Raw genomic sequence first — 17,531 nt, 5'->3', positions numbered from 1 at the left:
GATGGGGAGCCTTCATGACGACCGACGCACCTGTCCTGCCCGACTGCCCGTCGCTGGCGGTCCGCACCCGCGTGCGCGTGCCCCTGCGCTTCCCCGATGGCTACGAGACCGTCGCGGACGTCTTCACGTTCCGCGGCCTTGCCGACGGCAAGGAGCACCTCGCCCTCGGCCTCGGCGACTGGGAGTCCGCGGTCGCGCGCGGCCGCGCCGGGGGAGAGGCGCCGCTGGTGCGCCCGCACTCGGAGTGCCTGACGGGCGACGTGTTCGGGTCGCAGCGGTGTGACTGTGGCCCGCAGCTGCGGGAGGCCGTCGAGAGGATCACCGAGGAGGGCGGGTTCCTCCTGTACCTGCGTCAGGAGGGCCGTGGCATCGGCCTCTACGCGAAGCTCGACGCCTACGCGCTGCAGGACGACGGCCTCGACACCTACGAGGCCAACCGGGCCCTGGGGCGCGGCGAGGACGAGCGTGACTACACCGCCGCTGCGCAGATGCTGCGTGCCCTCGGGTCGCCCCGGATCCGGCTGCTCAGCAACAACCCGGACAAGGCGGTCCAGCTGGACGCCTACGGCGTCACGGTGACCGAGCAGGTGCGCACCGGCGTCCACCTGTCGCTGGCCAATGAGCGCTACCTGGTCGCCAAGCGCGACCACACGGCGCACACCCTCGACCTCGGCTTCAGCGCCTGACCTGTCCCGGGCGGTGGCGGCAACGCCACCGCCCGGACGGCAGCGATCGCTCAGACGGCGGCCGCGGCCGGGCGGGCCAGGGCTTCGATCTCCGCGACCAGCTCGCTCGTGCGCTCGTACGGGAGCATGTGGCCCGCGCCCTTGTAGATGGTGAGGGTCGCGTGCGGGAGCGCCGCTGCGAGGGCGTGCGAGTGCGCGACCGGGGTGAGCACGTCGTGGGTGCCGCCGAGGATCGCGACCGGCGTGCTGCCGACCGCGCGGATCTCTGCCGCCATGTCGTGGCCGACGAGCTCGACCGCGAGCGCCGCGACCGTCGGCGGGTGGCTCCGCCCGACCTGCGCAGCCGTGCGGCGCCGGTTGGTCGCCGTCGCCGCGCCCGGTCCGAAGAGCCCGATGCGCAGGGCCGGCGCCAGCACGCCGGGGAAGCGCGTGACGCGGCGCAGCGGCAGGCGGCCCGCAGGCCCGAGGACGTAGGGCGCGACGTGCATCACCGGGCCGGTGACCCGGCCGGGCAGGCCGAGGATGTCGCGGCCGATGCCGGCGCCCGAGGTGGCGACCAGGGCCAGTCCGTCGACCCGGGCGAGCAGGTCGGGATGCCGTGCTGCGAACGCCAGCACGACGGGTCCGCCGAGCGAGTGGCCGGCGATGACGAGCCGGCCGGTCGGCGCGGTCACTCGGATCACGTCGGCCAGGTCGTCGGCGAGCTGGTCCAGGGTGGCCGCGGACCGGCCCGCGTCGGAACGCCCGTGGCCGCGGGCGTCGTACCGGACGACGCGGAGGGTGCGGGCGAGGAGAGGAACGACGTCGTCCCACGTGGTGTGGTCCTGTGTCCAGCCGTGGTGGAGCACGACCGTGGTACCCGCGTCGACGGGACCGGTCGCGCGGTAGGCGACGACGGTGCCGTCGGCCAGGGCCAGCGTGGACATGCCGGGAGCGCGGCCGTTGCGGCGCGCGAGCGCGGGGGACGTCATGCGCACGATGATGACATGGACATGGTGTCCAAGGATCCGTCTGTGACGGAGGTGACGCCTCAGGCCTCGTCGGCGAGCGCCGTCAGTCGCGCGACGTACGCCGGCCAGTCGACGCCGTCGGGCAGGTTGGGCGCCGCGGTCCGCAGGCCCGCAGCCCCGTCGATGGACTCCCGGAGGATGTCGGCGTGCCCCGCGTGCCGGGTCAGGTCGGTCAGGACGTGCACCATCACCTGTCCGAGCGTGACCGCCCTCCTCTCCTCCGGCCACCACGGGACCTCGCCGGGGGCGTCGAGCGGCAGGTCCGCGATGGTCTGGTCCGCGGCTGCCCACACACGGCGGTAGAGGTCGCTGATGTCGGCGGCGGACTCGGTCGCGAGCGCGTAGAAGTCGGCCTGCGGGTCGGTCTCGAAGGCCGACTCCGGGACCAGCTCGTCGGGAGCCGGGCACGGCTTCCCGAACGTCGCGCAGAAGTAGCCGGCCTCGACGTTCGCCATGTGCTTGACCAGTCCGAGCAGGTTGGTCCCGGTGGGCGTGCGTGGCAGGCGCAGCTCGCGCTCGGGGAGTCCCTCGAGCTTCCAGAGCAGGGCCTCGCGGCTGGACTGGAGGTAGCGGTGCAGCACGTCCTTCATGCGGCCAGTCTGGCTCGCGCGTGCGTGAACCGACACACTCCGCACGACGCTGTCCGTTTCCTCCGGGAAACCCGTGGAGGTGACGTGTGACTGTGTCGGTTGGTGCACGTGCCCGGCCGGTGGCTGTGGCCGCCACCGCATCAGCGTCGACGTACGCCGAAACGCCGAACGGCGGCCCGGATCACCGGGCCGCCGTTGCGGGATGAGTCAGTCGGTCACTTCTGACCGGCGTCGAGCATGCCCTCGCGGGTCGGCACCTTGACGCGCAGGCGCTCCTGGGCCTCGCCCAGGGCGATCTCGTGGGCGTCGAGGGCCAGCCAGTGGTCGTGCGTGAACACGTTGGCGCCACGCTCGGCGAAGAACGCGTCGACGGCGGCGTCCGAACGCTGCGGCGCCGTCTCCGTGGTGAGCTCGAGCAGGTGGCCGACGGTCTCGGCGGCGTCGGACTTGGTGTGGCCGATGAGGCCGACCGGGCCGCGCTTGATCCAGCCGGTGGTGAAGACGCCGGGGATGTGGTTGCCGTCGAGGTCGAGGACCTTGCCGCCGTCGTTGGGGATGACCGCGTTGCGCTCGTCCCACGGGAGGCCCGGCAGTGCGTCGGACTTGTAGCCGATGGCGCGGTAGACCTGCTGGACCGGCCACTCGGTGATCTCGCCGGTGCCCTCGACGTTGCCGTCGGCGTTGGGGGAGTGCGTGCGCTCGGTCTTCAGTGCGACGACCTTGCCGGCCTCGTCGGTGACGATCTCGGCCGGCGCCTCGCAGAAGTGCAGGTGGATGCGGTGCGGCTTGCCGACCTCGTCGCGACCCACCCAGTTGGCGAGGGTGTCGAGCACCATCTTCTGCGACTTGTGCTTGCCGATGTGCTCCATGCCGTGCTCGTCCACGTCGAAGCCCTCGGGGTGGACGACCACCTCGACGTTCGGGGAGTGGTTGAGCTCGCGCAGCTCCAGCGGCGAGAACTTCGCGTACGCCGGACCGCGGCGGGCGAAGACGTGCACGTCGGTGATCTGCTTGCTCTTGAGGCCCTCGTAGACCTGCGCCGGGATGTCGGTCACGAGCATCTCGTCACCGGTCTTGGCCAGCACGCGGGCGACGTCGAGCGCCACGTTGCCGACGCCGAGGACGGCGACGGAGGTCGCCCCCTCGAAGTCCCACGTGGGCGCGTCGTCGGGGTGGGCGTCGTACCAGGAGACGAAGTCGGCGGCGCCGATCGAGTACTCCTCGCCCGGGATGCCCAGGTCGCGGTCGGACTTGGCGCCGGTGGAGAAGATGACGGCGTCGTAGAACTCCTGGAGCTCCTCGAGCTTCACGTCCGTGCCGAAGTTGACGTTGCCCAGGAAGCGGATCTCGTCCTTGGCCAGCACGCGGTCGAGCGCCTTGATGATCTCCTTGATGCGCGGGTGGTCCGGCGCGACGCCGTAGCGCACGAGGCCGAACGGCGCAGGGAGGCGCTCGATGATGTCGACGGAGACATCGACGTCGGACTTGGTGAGGATGTCGGCGGCGTAGATGCCGGCCGGACCGCCACCCACCACAGCAACGCGAAGAGTCATGGCTCAATTGTGAAGCCTGATCGCGCGTGGACAAAACGAGGTTGTGGTTGTGGGGTCACAAGGCTAACTTGTGGAACGTGCTGGGAAACCATGTTCCGGACCTCCGTGCGCTGGAATTGCTCGCCCTCGTGGGCCGCACCGGCAGCCTGAGCGCCGCTGCCGCTGAGACCGGAATCACACAACAGGCCGCCTCGTCCCGTATGCGTACGACGGAGGCGCTGGTCGGCGCGCCCCTCCTGAGCCGGAGCCGCAAGGGGTCGGCACTGACCCCGACGGGCGAGCTCGTCGTGCAGTGGTCCACCCGCGTGCTCGAGGCCGCGGCCGAGCTCGACGCCGGCCTGCAGGCGCTCCGCTCGGACCGTCGCGGTCACCTGTCGGTGGCGGCCAGCCTGACCATCGCCGAGCACCTGCTGCCTGGCTGGCTGGTGGCGGTGCGTGACCAGCAGCGGCGCCGCGGCGTACCGCCGACGGAGTTCGTGATGACCGCGACCAACAGCGAGCGGGTCGCCGCGCTGGTGGCGTCCGGCAGCGTGGACCTGGGGTTCGTGGAGGGCCCGAAGCCGCCGCCGGGCCTCCAGCACGAGCTGGTCGGGGTCGACGAGCTCGTCGTGGTCGTCGCGCCCGACCACGCCTGGGCGCAGAAGTCGCGTCGCATCCACGCGGTGACCCTGGCGGCGACGCCCCTCGTCGTCCGCGAGGTGGGGTCGGGCACCCGCGAGGTCCTCGAGCGCGCTCTCTCCGGCCTGCCCGCGGCCGACCCCGCACTCGAGCTCTCCAGCGCGGCTGCGGTGCGCGCCGCCGTCATGGCCGGGGCAGGCCCGGCAGCGCTGAGCTCGCACGCTGTTCGCGACGACCTGGCCTCCGGTCGCCTGGTCGCGGTCTCCGTCTCCGGCCTCGACCTCAGCCGCCACCTGCACGCCGTGTGGACCGGCGGGCCGACGCCGCCGGCAGGGCCCGCGCGCGACCTCGTGCGCTGGGCCGCGGGGCGAGTGGGATCCGTGGAGGACTGACCCGCGTTCGTTCGCCTCGAGTGGGTACGGCCCGGATTCACGCCCACGAAAGGAGAACAACCGATGACGACCATGGAGAAGAGCGTCACCGTCGACGTCCCCGTGCACGAGGTCTACGACCAGTGGACCCAGTTCGAGTCGTTCCCGCGATTCATGCAGGGCGTCGCGGAGGTCCGGCAGCTCGATGACACCCACCTGCACTGGAGGGCCGAGATCGCCGGCGTCGAGCGCGAGTGGGACGCCGAGATCGTCGACCAGACGCCCGACGAGCGGATCACCTGGCGCGCGATGCAGGGCACGAAGAACGACGGCACCGTGTCGTTCGCGCCGGTCGACGGCGGCAGCTGCACCCGCGTGACGCTGCGGATGGACTTCGAGCCCGAGGGGTTCGCCGAGAAGGCCGGCGACATGCTGCACATCGTGCAGAGCCGCGTCGGCGGCGATCTGGAGCGGTTCAAGGAGTTCATCGAGCACGCGGGTCACGCGACCGGAGGCTGGCGCGGCGAGGTGAAGCCGGGCGACGCCGGCACCACGGGCTCGACCGGCGCGGCGGCCCCCGCCGGCGGCGCCGGCACGACGGGCACCACCGGCACGACGGGCACGACCGGCGCCACCGACCCGGCGGGCACCGCCGGCCTCGGCGACATGTCCGGTCGGGGCTACCCGACGGAAGACGACACCATCCCGCCGGTGTGACCGGCAGGTGCCGGGGTACCTGACGGTGCATGACTGAATCAGGACAGCTGCAGCCGGAAGAGACCCTGGACGACAGGGGAGTCGACGACGTGCTGGACGAGGGCATCTCGCCGCCGGAGAGGCCTCGTGGTGTGGAGGAGTTCGGGACCACGCCGTACGAGGAGGAGGTGGGCGAGAGCCTCGACCAGCGCGTCGCGCGCGAGGAGCCCGATCCGGCCGCCGAGGTCGCGTACGGGCTCGAGGAGGACGAGATGGACGAGAACCCGGAGGCCGATCCGGCGCCCGCGGGCGCGGTCGGCGACGAACGGGCCGGTCGCCTCGTGGCGCCCGACCAGGGCATCGAGACCGATGTCGAGAAGGACGAGGTCGCCCGCGACGTCGGGATCGACGGTGCAGGGGCGAGCGCCGAGGAGGCCGCCGTGCACGTGGTCAGCGACACCACGCTGGAGGAGGGCGAGAGCGCCTCGGAGCCGCCCGACTGACCGGTGTGAGTGACATGCGCCCCACGGCGTCGGGAAGACGCCGACCGGGGTTCACGTGACGGACGTGGAGCAGGGGCTGGCCCGTCACCGGCGCCGGACACCGTGGTGCCGTCATGAAGCGCCTGTGGATCGTCCTCGTGCCGGCCCTGCTCGCCCCTGTCGTCCTCGCTGCGGCGACGCACGAGCAGGCGGGGCCGCGGCCGGCTGTCTCGCCGGTGGCGGCCTCGCTGCCGCGCTCCCAGCGCACGGCTGCTCCCAGCGAACGCCTCCTCCACAACGACCCTCACACCGACCCCCATGCGATCGCCGACGCGCTCGTCGACGACATCGACGGCGTGCCACCGGGGGAGCGGATCGACATCACCACCTACTGGCTGGAGTCCGGACGGATCGCGGAGGCGCTCGTTCGTGCCCACCGCCGGGGCGTCGTCGTACACCTGCGGGTGGACGCCAGCTCCCGCTCCCGGACGCCGGAGGCGCACACCGTCGCCGCCGAGCTGGCCCGCACGCCGGACGACGGCTCGTGGCTGCACCGCGACCGGCACGTCGCCGGCGCGGACGAAGGCATCCTGCACGAGAAGACCTTCCGCTTCTCGCGGACCGGCGCCGACCGCTGGGTCGTCGTCACCGGCTCGTGGAACGCCGCTGACTCCTCCGACCGCAACACGTACGCCGCGATGTGGCGCGTGGCCGGCCACGAGGACGTGTACGACGCGTTCGCTGCCGCGGAGGCAGCCGAGAAGGAAAGGATGCGGGGACCCGGCCCGGCACGCTGGTTCCGCGGGCAGGGGTGGGCGGCGTACTTCCTGCCGCTGTCGCACCACGCCGTCGCGGCGGATGCGTCGATCGACCCCGTCATGCGGATCCTCCGCGCCGTCCCCGCGACGCGGACCACCCGGGTGCGGGTCGCCATGTACTCGATGTGGGACACCCGGGCCGCCTGGATCGCCGCCGAGCTGGCACGGATCAGCAGGGGCGGTGGCCACGTGGTCATGGTCGCCGGACCGACGGTCGACGCGGCGACGCGGGCGACCCTGCGTGCAGCCGGGGGCCAGGTCGTCAACGGCTGCTTCCCCGACGGCACCTTCGTGCACAGCAAGGACATGGCACTGACCTACGTGCACCGGGGCCGCACGGTGCGCTGGACCTGGGTGGGGTCGGACAACTGGACCTCGCGCGGCATGACGAGCGACCAGGCCGTGCTCGGCCTCGAGGGTGCGGGGCCGCAGCGGCAGTTCGTAGCGGCGTTCGCTCCGCTTGCCCGGCGGACCGACGGCCTGGATGGCCGGACCTGCCGTCCGCGGCACGACTGATCGGTACGCGCCGAAGCACGTACTTCCGGGTGCAAAACCTGTGACAGCAGACACGACGTCCCAGTAAGCGGCAACTCTCCCCGTGACCCTGTGCGGTCGTTAGGATCGGCCCGCTACGGGTCCGGGGGCAACGCTGCCCCACGGGCCCGCATCCACAGTGAAACGGAGATCGCATGATCATCGGAGTCCTCAAGGAGGCCCAGGCGGGTGAGACGCGCGTTGCCGCGACTCCTGCCACGGTGGCCCAGCTCCTCAAGCTCGGATACGACGTCGTGGTCGAGTCCGGCGCGGGTGAGCTCTCGAGCTTCGCCGACGAGGCGTACGTCGAGGCGGGCGCGACCATCGGTGACCCGCTGGGTGCGGACATCGTCTTCGGCGTCAACGCGCCGACGGTCGCGCAGCGTGATGGCCTGAAGGAGGGTGCGACGCTCGTCGCGATCCTCAACGCGCGCCTGGACGCGGACATGGTCGCCGACCTGACCTCGCGCCCGATCACGGCGTTCGCGATGGAGACCGTCCCGCGCATCTCGCGTGCGCAGTCGCTCGACGTGCTCTCGTCGATGGCGAACATCGCCGGCTACCGCGCCGTCGTCGAGGCGTCGCACGCCTTCGGCCGGTTCTTCACCGGTCAGGTCACGGCCGCGGGCAAGGTCCCGCCGGCCAAGGTGCTGGTCGTCGGTGCCGGTGTCGCTGGCCTGGCCGCGATCGGCGCTGCGGGCTCGCTCGGCGCGATCGTGCGCGCGACGGACCCGCGTCCCGAGGTCGCCGACCAGGTGCGCTCGCTCGGCGGTGAGTACCTCTCGGTCTCTGACGACACCGAGGTCTCGACCACCGGCTACGCCAAGGAGATGGGCGACGACTACAAGGCGAAGGAGGCCGCCCTCTACGCCGAGCAGTGCAAGGACGTCGACATCATCATCACGACCGCGCTGATCCCGGGCCGCCCCGCGCCCCGGATCATCACCGCGGAGATGGTCGCCTCGATGAAGCCCGGCTCGGTCATCGTCGACATGGCCGCACAGAACGGCGGCAACGTCGAGGGCACCGTCCCCGGCCAGAAGATCGTCACCGACAACGGCGTGACGATCATCGGCTACACCGACCTCGCGGGCCGCCTGCCGGCCCAGGCTTCGCAGCTCTACGGCCAGAACCTGGTCAACCTGATGAAGCTGATGACCCCGGGCAAGGACGGCCAGCTCGTCCTCGACTTCGACGACGTCGTCCAGCGCGGCATCACCGTGGTGCGCAACGGCGAGGGCACCTGGCCGCCGCCGGAGGTCTCGGTCTCCGCTGCTCCGGCTGCGCCCGCAGCCGCTGCCCCGGTCGAGAAGAAGGAGCCGAAGGCTCCCCTGTCCAACGGCCGCAAGGTCGGCCTGGTGCTCGCGGGCATCGCGCTGTTCTGGCTGCTCAACGCGGCCGCGCCGACCGAGGACCTGCGTCGTCACTTCACCGTGCTGATGCTCTCGATCGTCATCGGCTACTACGTCATCGGCAAGGTCGCGCACGCGCTCCACACGCCGCTGATGTCGGTCACCAACGCCATCTCGGGCGTCGTGGTCGTGGGTGCGCTGCTGCAGGTCGCCTCCGACGACTCGCTCGTCATGGGCCTGTCGGCCGCGGCGATCCTGCTCGCGTCGATCAACGTCTTCGGTGGCTTCGCGGTCACCCGTCGCATGCTCGCGATGTTCAGCAAGGGGAACTGACCATGGACATCCTGTCGCTCACCAACGCGGCGTACATCGTCGCCGCCCTGCTCTTCATCCTGTCGCTGGCGGGCCTCTCCAAGCACGAGTCGGCCAAGAACGGTCTCGCCTACGGCGTGGCCGGCATGGTCATCGCGCTCGTCGCCACCGTCGCCAAGGTCATCGACCTCTCCGACCACATCGACAACCGCGGTGTCGCGCTGGGCCTCATGGCCGGTGCCGTCGTCATCGGTGGCCTGATCGGCCTGTGGCGCGCCAAGATCGTCGAGATGACGGGTATGCCCGAGCTCATCGCGCTCCTGCACTCGTTCGTGGGTCTCGCCGCCGTCCTCATCGGCTGGAACGGTCACCTGCTGGGTTCGGAGGAGTCGCTCAACAGCCTCGTCAACATCCACGAGGCCGAGGTCGCGATCGGCATCTTCATCGGTGCGGTCACCTTCACCGGCTCGATCGTCGCGAACCTCAAGCTGTCGGCGAAGATGAAGTCCTCCCCGCTCATGCTCCCGGGCAAGAACTTCATCAACATCGGCTCGCTGGTCGTCTTCGCGGTCCTGACCGCCGTCTACGTCGCGGTCGAGGACCACGACACCCAGACCATCCTGCTCGGCGCGCTCACCGTGCTCGCCCTGCTGCTGGGCTGGCACCTCGTCGCCTCCATCGGCGGCGGTGACATGCCGGTCGTCGTCTCGATGCTCAACTCGTACTCCGGCTGGGCTGCTGCGGCGTCGGGCTTCCTGCTCAACAACGACCTGCTGATCGTCACCGGTGCCCTCGTCGGCTCCTCCGGTGCCTACCTGTCGTACATCATGTGCAAGGCGATGAACCGCTCGTTCATCTCCGTCATCGCCGGTGGCTTCGGCATCGAGGCCGGTCCGGCCTCCGACGTCGACTACGGCGAGCACCGCGAGATCGACGCCGAGGGTGTCGCCGAGCTGCTCAAGAACGCCTCCTCCGTGGTCATCACCCCGGGCTACGGCATGGCCGTCGCCCAGGCGCAGTACCCGGTCGCGTCGCTGACCGAGCAGCTGCGCGAGAAGGGCGTCAACGTCCGGTTCGGCATCCACCCGGTCGCCGGTCGCCTCCCGGGCCACATGAACGTGCTCCTGGCCGAGGCCAAGGTCCCCTACGACGTCGTCCTCGAGATGGACGAGATCAACGAGGACTTCCCGGAGACCGACGTCGTCCTGGTCATCGGCGCCAACGACACGGTCAACCCGGCTGCGTCGGAGGACCCGTCCTCGCCGATCGCGGGCATGCCGGTGCTGGAGGTCTGGAACGCCAAGGACGTCATCGTCTTCAAGCGCTCCATGGCGTCGGGCTACGCCGGTGTGCAGAACCCGCTGTTCTTCCGCGAGAACTCGGCGATGCTCTTCGGTGACGCCAAGGACCGTGTCGAGGACATCCTCAAGCACATCTGATCCACGCTCCACGCACAGGGCCCCGGGACCACACGGTCCCGGGGCCCTGTCGTCGTCTGCGCTGGGACGGGGCTGGTGCCGCGCTGGGACGGGGCTGGTGCCGCGCTGAGACGGGGCTGGTGCCGCGCTGAGACGGGGCTGGTGCCGCGCTGAGACGGGGCTGGTGCCGCGCCGGGACGGGGCTGGTGCCGCGCCGGAACGGGGCTCGTGCCGCGTGGGAGGGGCCCCATGCCGCAGCCCCCAGCGGGCCGCCTCCCGTCCGCGGTCCGCGGCTCGCCGGCCTTCCGGGCTCACCCGGAAATGACGAAGGCCCCCGGGAGAACCCGGGGGCCTTCGTGTCGTGCGTGGATCAGTGGATCCAGGTCACCGCCGTGGCGACCTCGACCTGGGCGCCCGCAGCCAGTCCGCCGCGCGCGTCGAGCAGCGTGATGTGGATGCCCGTGATCTTGTTGACCGGGCCGGACTGGATCTGCTCGTTGAGCACGATCTTCGCGATGCCGGGGACCTCGATGGTCGTGTTCGGCGAGACGTTGACCGGGATCTGCTGGCCGAGGATGGTCAGGTTCACCGTGGTCATCTTCATGTCGCCCGTGTAGGCACCAGAGGCCTTGTGGCCGTGCGCCCGGACGTCGATGGCGTCGGCAGCGACGAGGCCGCTGAGGACGTCGAGGGTGGCGGCGCCACTCTGCGTGACGACGTCGGCGGTGGTGCCGCTGACGGTGGAGGTCGTCGAGGAGCTCACCGCCTTCAGGACCGCGACGTTCGGCAGGCTGACGCCGGCGGTGCTGTTGGTGATGGTCTTGCCGTCGCTGCCGCCCTGCGGGACGGCGACGCGGGCGGTCGGGCCGCTCTGGACCTTCAGCACGTCGCCGGCCTGGACGTTGACCTGCGTCGCGTACGCGTAGCCGCCGACCTCGGGGGCAGCCTGCGGGTCACCGGGGCGGAGGTTCGCCTGGCTCGGGTTGAGGACGATGGTCGCACCCGACGGCGCGCCGGCGTACGCCGCGAGGAGGGTGACGCTGAGCGCCCAGCCCTCGGTCTTGCGCGTGGAGCCAGAGACCGTGCTGGCGGAGTGGTTGAGGCTGATCGTGGCGATCTTCGGGACCGACACGACGGTGTTCGGCTTGATGTCGACGGGCAGGTCGATGCCGAGGATGTGCAGGTTGACGAAGCGCGTCGCGGCCGAGCCCGTCATCGTGCCGTCGGTGTTGCCGACGGTGCGCGCGGTCGTCTCGACGGCGTCGGCGGTGATCAGGCCGTTGAGCAGGTTGACGCCCGCCGTGCGGTTCCACGCGGTCAGCGCGATGCCGCCGGTGGAGGTTGCGGCGGAGGTGGTGCTCGACTGGACGGCACCGGTCTTCACCGCGCCACTGAGGGCGCTGACCGCGGCGGTCGAGTTGGTGGCCGAGTTCGGCACCTTGTAACCGGAGATCGACGACTGCGCGGTGACGTCGCTGCTGACGGTCTGGCCGATGACGCGGACGTAGGTCGCGCCGGCGCCCGCCTGGTACTGCCACGAGGTGGTCGCGGCGCTCGCCGGAGCAGCGACGCCCGCCGCGATGAGCGGCAGTGCGGCGCCCGCCGTGGCGAGCAGACTCTTGAGCTTGATGGACATGGGCCCCATCCCTGTGTGTGCAGAAAATATGGAAACCCGCGATAGCCAAAGATGGACATTGCAGGTAAGTAGCTTCATCGTACGGCGACTCGCTCCCGCGTGCTGCCAGGAAACCACCCGGGGATGGTTCCCCAGATGTGACCTGGCTAACCTCGGCACATGGCTGACCTTCCGATCGACCCGTTCGTCCTGTTGAGCAAGTCGCAGCGGCTCGCCGTCGATGCCGCCACCGGTGCGCTGGACGCACTCGTCGCCATCGGCAAGACCGCGACACAGCCGGACGAGGCGGTGCGTCAGATCTCCGCGCTCGCCAACGCCGTCGGGGACCTCGCCTCGGCCAGCGTGCAGCCCCTTCAGGACTTCGTCGTCAAGCAGCGGGAGATCGCGGACACCATGGCCAGCCTGGCTTCCGTCCAGGCCGACCTCGCTGCGCTCGTCGAGTCGCTGGCGCACCGTCATGCGGCCGTCGTCCAGTCGCTGGAGAACCTGACGGCGCCCGTCTTCAGCCTGGTCATCCGCGAGCCGGGCGCCACGCCGCCTGCCGGGTAGCAGGCGGCGCCTGGGCGCTCAGCGCCAGATGGTGAAGCGGAAGTCCGTCTTGCGGTCGTCGCTGCCGGAGGCGTTGCCGAGGCTGACGACGACCCGCTTGACCCGGCGGTTGGAGAACGGGACGTTGCTGACGAGCCGGTCTCCGCCCTGGAAGGCCAGCGAGCGCACGGTCACACTTCCGTCACGGTAGACGACCATGACGGCGCCCGTGTTGGAGCTCGTGGCGCGCGGGTCAGCCGTGATGCGCAGCTTCCACTTGCCGGTCAGGCTCGTGCCCGGCCTGACCTCGAACGCGTGCGAGGCCAGATGGTCGTTGGAGACCCACCACCAGTCGGTGGTCTTCTTGCTGGTGCCCAACGTCCAGGTCTTCGTGTTCGTTGCCGGCGCGAAGGAAGTGCCTTCTGACCAGTACCTGCTCGGCATCAGGGACGCACTGGTGAAGTTCTTGAACTCGGTGACGAAGCTCGACCCGGCCTGGCGATAGGACGCGTCGAGGGCCCCGAACGTGTTGGTCCCCGCCCGGCCGGCGGCGTTGCGCCATGCATGCAGGACGACGCTCTTCCCGAGTCGCTCCGAGGCCAGCTGGTGGAAGGTCCAGTTGCCGTACTCGGTGTAGCCGTTCACCTCGTCAAGTGGCAGCCAGGTGAGGCGCATCGAGCTGTACCGGACGGCCCAGCGGTTGGTGTTGTTCGCGTCGTAGACCTGTTCCTGCATCCATGCCGCCGTCGTCTCGTAGAGCCAGTTGGCCTCGTCGACGTCGTACCCGAACTGCACCAGATGGAAGAACTCGTGGGCAGTCACGTCCTGGAGCAGCTCGCTCGCGGTGTCGGTCGCGTCCGCCGCTTCCGCCATGTCGTTGTCGACCACCATGTAGCCGGTGCAGTCGCTGCCGGGTGCGGCGTCGTGGCCGCAGTTGTCCTCCGGCACGGCGTAGCCCATGACCTGCATGTCGGGGGAGGCCGTGTCCACGAGGTACACGTCCACCAGGTCCGTCCCGCCGCCGTCGGCGCCGTCGCCCGGAGGGCGCTCGTAGTACATGCGGGTGATCTCGGTGTCCCAGGACTTCGTCATCGCGGCGATCGTCGCGTCGACGTATGCCTGGGTCGCGGCGTGCCGGCTGGGGGATCCGTTGTCGTCGAGCGTGCCCGCAGGGATCCAGTGGACGCAGAAGCGGTCCGTGCACGAGTCCTGCAGTGCTGCCCGCTCGGCGGTGTCGTAGCTCCAGCCTGCGTCCGCGAAGCTCGGGTCGTTGTTGTCGTCGTTCGGACGGGCGAAGATCCGCTGCGCGGTGGCCTGGTCGCCACCGTCGAGGCGGTCGTACTGACGGCGCAGGTCCAGCAGGGCCATGGTGGCGTCGGTTTGCTCGTCCGTGCCCGTCGTCGTGCGGCTGCGGGTGCGGTGGCCCTCGACGAGCGCGAGGGCACGCTCGAGGGCGTGCGCGGCAGCGGGGGAGGAGTGCGCCGGGGCGCTGGGCTCGCTCGCCGAGGCCGGTCCGGTCACCACCGGGGTGATGCCGAGCGGAAGGAGGAGGGAGCCCAGGAGGAGCTGGGCGGAGCGGCGGCGCATGGTCATCCCGTCTGAGGTGCGGCGGAGGAGCGCTCAGCCTAAGGGCGGATTCCTCCCGATGAGGGCGGATTCCGAAATCCATGCATCCTGCAGATGTCGACCGAGGTCGACGCCTGCAGCCGTGAAGGCGTGATCAGCTGCGGAAGATGCTGGCTGCGAGGCTGATCTTCATGTCCTCGCCCGTGCCGGCGTTCGCGACCGCGAGCCCGATCGTGCGGATGCTGGCCGACGAGAACGGCAGGACCCGCCGGGCGTAGCCGGTGCTGTCGAGATCGATCGGCGTCCGGGTGACGTGGCCGTCCGTCCAGATCACGAGCGCGTACGCCGTGCCGCCGTGGTTCGGCGCGTCGACCTTGATGCCGATCCGCCATGTCGAGTCGAGGCCCGACTTCGGGGTGAACTTGAAGTCGGCGCCGGCGAGGTGGTCGACCGTGACGCTGCCCGACGGGATCGACCGGGCGTCGATGCCGAGGGCCCACGACCTCGTGATGGACGCATAGGGGAACGCGCTGCCTTCGCTCCAGAAGCGGCTCGGTGCGATGCCGCCCGCCGAGAACGCACGGAACTCGCGGAAGAGCGACGATCCGGCGTCCGTGAGTGCGGCGTTGAGCGCCCAGCGGGCGTTGTCGCGCACGACGTAGGGATCCTGCGTGGCCGTCGGGGTGGGGCCCTGGGCGGCGTACTCCCAGACGTGCCTCACCACGGCGGTGCCGAGGTGCTCGGTGACCAGCTGGTGGAAGACCCACGTCCCGTACTGCGCGCCGGCGCTGTCGAAGGTGTCCAGGGGCTTCGCCGGCCACTTCTCGGAGCCGGCCGGGATGAACTGGCGGTTGTCGTCGACGTCGTCGTGGACCTGTTCCTCCATCCAGGTCGCTGTCGACTCCATCAGCCAGGCGTTCTCCCACGAGTCGTAGCCGAACTGGACGAGGTGGAAGAACTCGTGGGCCGTCGTGACCTCGCGTGCCTCGTCGGAGGTGGTCGTCGACGACGGGAACTGCTGGAGGCTGAAGTCGTTGTCGAGGACGAGGTAGCCGTAGCTGGAGACGTTGTCGGTCTCCGGGACCGCATAGCCGTAGACCCCGGCCGCGCCCGCGTCGGCGAGGTAGACGTCCAGGCGGTTGCTCGGCGACAGGAGCCCGCTCTCGCCGAGGTGGCCGTCGCCCGGAGGTGCGGCGTATCCCATCTGAGTGATCTCGGAGTTCCAGACGAGCTTCATCTCGTCGACCGTCTTCCTGACCGCGTCGAGGGTGGAGTACTGGCGGCTCGCGGCGCCGCTTCCGTTGGTGGTGAGGGTCGTGCCGTCCGCGTGGTACCGCGGCACCCAGTGCACGCAGAACGGGTTGTCCCCGTACGTGGCGGTGTCGTCGCAGGTGCTCCTGGCCTGGGTCCGCTCGTCGCCGGTCCAGCGCGCTGCCGTCGGGTCCGCGGTCGCGCTGGCGCTGCCGTCGGGGCGCGCCAGCAGTGCACGTGCCTGTCGGCGGTCGGCCGCGTCCAGCTGGGGGAGGTGCTTGCGCAGGTCGAGGAGTGCGAGCGTCAGGTCGGAGGCTTCGTCGGAGGCGCCGGTGCCCGCCTGGTGGGCGGCGAGCAGCGCCGCGACCTCGTCGAGCGCCTTCTGCGCCACGGGAGCGGACGACGCCGGCGGAGTGCCCGGGGTGGTCGGCGCTGCGGCGGCGGCCCCGCTGAGGGCGGGGGTGACGGCCAGGGCCAGCGAGGCGGCAGCGACGGCGGTGATCAGGGGGCGAGTGCGCATGGACGGGTCCCGAGGAAGTCGTGGCAGAGGAGGCGGTCAGACTACGCGCCGGCCGAGATCTTCTCGATGAGCGCGGTGGTCGAGATGGCGGGGGTGCGGGGCAGGTAGACGACCTCGCAGATGTCCTTGAACTCGTCGAAGCGGCCCTCCCAGTCGTCGCCCATGACCAGGACGTCAGCGCCGAACTTGAGGATGTACTCCCGCTTGAGCTCGAGGCTCTCCTCGACGAAGACCTCGTCGACCGGCTTCAGCGCGCCGACGATGGCGAGTCGCTCCGCCTCGGAGAAGACCGGGAGGCGGTCCTTCTTGCGCATGTTGAGCGCATCGGCGGAGACGCCGACGACGAGGCGGTCACCGAGAGCCGCAGCGCGCTCGATGACGCGCAGGTGGCCGACGTGGAAGACGTCGAAGGTGCCGAAGGTGATGACGGTGCGGGACATGGCCGGGATTCTCCCATGGTGGTGCGGCCGCGCCCACTTCGAGGACGCGGGGGGCAGTGACGTAGTCCACTCCCGCCGGAGGTAAGGCTTACCTTAGGATGGCCGCATGCGCCGTACCCCTCGCTCTGTCGCCCTCGTCGCCGCCGGCCTCGCGCTGGCCTCGGTCACCTCGGGCTGCTCCTTCCTCGGTCTGGGCTCGAAGCCGGCGGACCTGCAGGTCTACTCGGCTCGCCACTACGGCAGCGAGGCGGTCTTCAAGCAGTTCACCAAGGAGACCGGCATCACCGTCGACTTCCTCGGCGGAGAGAACGCCGAGCTGCTGCAGCGCATCAAGGCCGAGGGCGCCAACTCGCCGGCCGACCTCTACGTCACCGTCGACGCCGGAAACCTCTACGAGGCCGCTCGTGAGGGCCTGCTGCAGCCGGTCGACAACGCGAAGCTCGACGCCGAGATCCCGGCCGAGTACCGCGACAGCCAGAACCGCTGGTTCGGCCTCGTCTCCCGCGCCCGCACCGTGCTCTACAACCCCGACCAGGTGAAGCCGTCGGAGTTCGACGCGAAGGAGACCTACGCGGGACTCGCCGACCCGAAGTGGAAGGGCAAGCTCTGCATGCGTGACGAGAGCGAGGCCTACCAGGTCGCCCTCGTCGCCCACCTGATCAACCTCTACGGCAAGGACCGGACGACCGAGATCGTCAAGGGCTGGGTCGCCAACAAGCCGCAGATCATGGCCAACGACAAGCTGCTCATCGAGGCCGTCGACGCCGGCACCTGCGACGTGGCCCTGGTCAACCACTACTACGTGGCGGGCGAGCTCGAGGACAACCCGGACCTGAACGTGAAGGTCTACTGGGCCTCGCAGCAGGGTGCGGGCACGATGGTCAACATCTCCGGCGCCGGCGTCGTGAAGACCAGCGACAACAAGAAGGACGCCGAGATCCTCCTCGAGTGGCTGGCCGGCAAGACCGGCCAGGCCGCCATGGCGTCGGGCAACCACGAGTTCCCGGTCAACCCCGCCGTGAAGCCGGACGCCGAGGCCTCGCAGTTCGGCTCCTTCAAGCCCGCACCGCTGCAGGCCGACCAGCTCGGCCGGCAGGAGAAGGCCGCCGTCGAGATCCTCGACGCCGCGGGCTACGGCCGCTGACGCCCT

16 protein-coding genes are annotated in these 17,531 nt (G+C 70.5%); 9 read left to right on the top strand and 7 right to left on the bottom strand.

Going from position 1 to position 17,531, the window contains the following annotated elements:
- The first annotated feature begins 14 nt into the window (after nucleotides 1-14).
- A complete protein-coding gene (locus tag Q5722_RS03335; RefSeq protein ID WP_305026796.1) occupies nucleotides 15-686 on the top strand; it encodes a GTP cyclohydrolase II in 672 nt (223 codons plus the stop codon).
- A 50-nt stretch (nucleotides 687-736) separates the two neighbouring features.
- Here Q5722_RS03335 and Q5722_RS03330 read toward each other — a convergent pair whose 3' ends face one another.
- From Q5722_RS03330 to Q5722_RS03320, 3 genes are all read right to left on the bottom strand, one after another.
- Nucleotides 737-1,657, bottom strand: coding sequence for an alpha/beta fold hydrolase (locus Q5722_RS03330; protein WP_305026795.1), 921 nt, complete (start codon nucleotides 1,655-1,657; stop codon nucleotides 737-739).
- A gap of 59 nt (nucleotides 1,658-1,716) precedes the next feature.
- A complete protein-coding gene (locus Q5722_RS03325; protein WP_305026794.1) occupies nucleotides 1,717-2,286 on the bottom strand; it encodes a DinB family protein in 570 nt (189 codons plus the stop codon).
- 215 nt (nucleotides 2,287-2,501) lie between these two features.
- The gene (locus tag Q5722_RS03320; RefSeq protein ID WP_305026793.1) at nucleotides 2,502-3,839 is read right to left on the bottom strand and encodes an FAD-dependent oxidoreductase; all 1,338 of its coding nucleotides are present in this window, start codon (nucleotides 3,837-3,839) and stop codon (nucleotides 2,502-2,504) included.
- 26 nt (nucleotides 3,840-3,865) lie between these two features.
- Here Q5722_RS03320 and Q5722_RS03315 point away from each other — a divergent pair, with 26 nt between their 5' ends.
- From Q5722_RS03315 to pntB, 6 genes are all read left to right on the top strand, one after another.
- A complete protein-coding gene (locus tag Q5722_RS03315) occupies nucleotides 3,866-4,849 on the top strand; it encodes a LysR substrate-binding domain-containing protein (RefSeq protein ID WP_439652472.1) in 984 nt (327 codons plus the stop codon).
- A gap of 63 nt (nucleotides 4,850-4,912) precedes the next feature.
- Nucleotides 4,913-5,545 (top strand): SRPBCC family protein, encoded by a 633-nt coding sequence (locus Q5722_RS03310; protein WP_305026791.1) that lies wholly within the window; start codon nucleotides 4,913-4,915, stop codon nucleotides 5,543-5,545.
- A gap of 29 nt (nucleotides 5,546-5,574) precedes the next feature.
- Nucleotides 5,575-6,027, top strand: coding sequence for a DUF5709 domain-containing protein (locus Q5722_RS03305; protein WP_305026790.1), 453 nt, complete (start codon nucleotides 5,575-5,577; stop codon nucleotides 6,025-6,027).
- 113 nt (nucleotides 6,028-6,140) lie between these two features.
- The gene (locus tag Q5722_RS03300) at nucleotides 6,141-7,340 is read left to right on the top strand and encodes a phospholipase D-like domain-containing protein (RefSeq protein WP_305026789.1); all 1,200 of its coding nucleotides are present in this window, start codon (nucleotides 6,141-6,143) and stop codon (nucleotides 7,338-7,340) included.
- 173 nt (nucleotides 7,341-7,513) lie between these two features.
- Entirely contained in the window at nucleotides 7,514-9,043 is a 1,530-nt protein-coding gene (locus Q5722_RS03295; protein WP_305026788.1) for a Re/Si-specific NAD(P)(+) transhydrogenase subunit alpha, read from the top strand.
- Nucleotides 9,044-9,045: 2 nt separating this feature from the next.
- Nucleotides 9,046-10,461: a Re/Si-specific NAD(P)(+) transhydrogenase subunit beta gene (gene pntB, locus Q5722_RS03290; protein WP_305026786.1), complete on the top strand. Its 1,416-nt coding sequence runs from the start codon at nucleotides 9,046-9,048 to the stop codon at nucleotides 10,459-10,461.
- Nucleotides 10,462-10,810: 349 nt separating this feature from the next.
- Here the strand turns inward: pntB and Q5722_RS03285 are convergent, their stop codons facing one another.
- Nucleotides 10,811-12,076 (bottom strand): choice-of-anchor P family protein, encoded by a 1,266-nt coding sequence (locus Q5722_RS03285; protein ID WP_305026785.1) that lies wholly within the window; start codon nucleotides 12,074-12,076, stop codon nucleotides 10,811-10,813.
- Between the two features lie 159 nt (nucleotides 12,077-12,235).
- Here Q5722_RS03285 and Q5722_RS03280 point away from each other — a divergent pair, with 159 nt between their 5' ends.
- Nucleotides 12,236-12,625 (top strand): hypothetical protein, encoded by a 390-nt coding sequence (locus Q5722_RS03280; RefSeq protein ID WP_305026784.1) that lies wholly within the window; start codon nucleotides 12,236-12,238, stop codon nucleotides 12,623-12,625.
- A gap of 18 nt (nucleotides 12,626-12,643) precedes the next feature.
- On the opposite strand, the gene Q5722_RS03275 is transcribed toward Q5722_RS03280, so the two are convergent.
- From Q5722_RS03275 to Q5722_RS03265, 3 genes are all read right to left on the bottom strand, one after another.
- Nucleotides 12,644-14,191 carry an MXAN_6640 family putative metalloprotease gene (locus Q5722_RS03275; RefSeq protein ID WP_305026783.1) on the bottom strand — a complete coding sequence of 516 codons (1,548 nt, stop codon included), beginning with the start codon at nucleotides 14,189-14,191 and terminating at the stop codon, nucleotides 12,644-12,646.
- A 133-nt stretch (nucleotides 14,192-14,324) separates the two neighbouring features.
- Nucleotides 14,325-15,941: an MXAN_6640 family putative metalloprotease gene (locus Q5722_RS03270; protein ID WP_305026782.1), complete on the bottom strand. Its 1,617-nt coding sequence runs from the start codon at nucleotides 15,939-15,941 to the stop codon at nucleotides 14,325-14,327.
- A gap of 41 nt (nucleotides 15,942-15,982) precedes the next feature.
- Nucleotides 15,983-16,381 carry an FAD synthase family protein gene (locus Q5722_RS03265; RefSeq protein WP_131581074.1) on the bottom strand — a complete coding sequence of 133 codons (399 nt, stop codon included), beginning with the start codon at nucleotides 16,379-16,381 and terminating at the stop codon, nucleotides 15,983-15,985.
- Between the two features lie 106 nt (nucleotides 16,382-16,487).
- On the opposite strand from Q5722_RS03265, the gene Q5722_RS03260 reads away from it, so the two are divergent.
- The gene (locus Q5722_RS03260) at nucleotides 16,488-17,525 is read left to right on the top strand and encodes an extracellular solute-binding protein (RefSeq protein WP_305026781.1); all 1,038 of its coding nucleotides are present in this window, start codon (nucleotides 16,488-16,490) and stop codon (nucleotides 17,523-17,525) included.
- The last annotated feature ends 6 nt before the right edge of the window (nucleotides 17,526-17,531 follow it).

The organism is Nocardioides jiangxiensis, from assembly GCF_030580915.1.
GTDB lineage: Bacteria > Actinomycetota > Actinomycetes > Propionibacteriales > Nocardioidaceae > Nocardioides > Nocardioides jiangxiensis.
The sequence above is the reverse complement of the archived record's forward strand: the minus strand, read 5'-3'. Positions and strand labels throughout refer to the sequence as shown.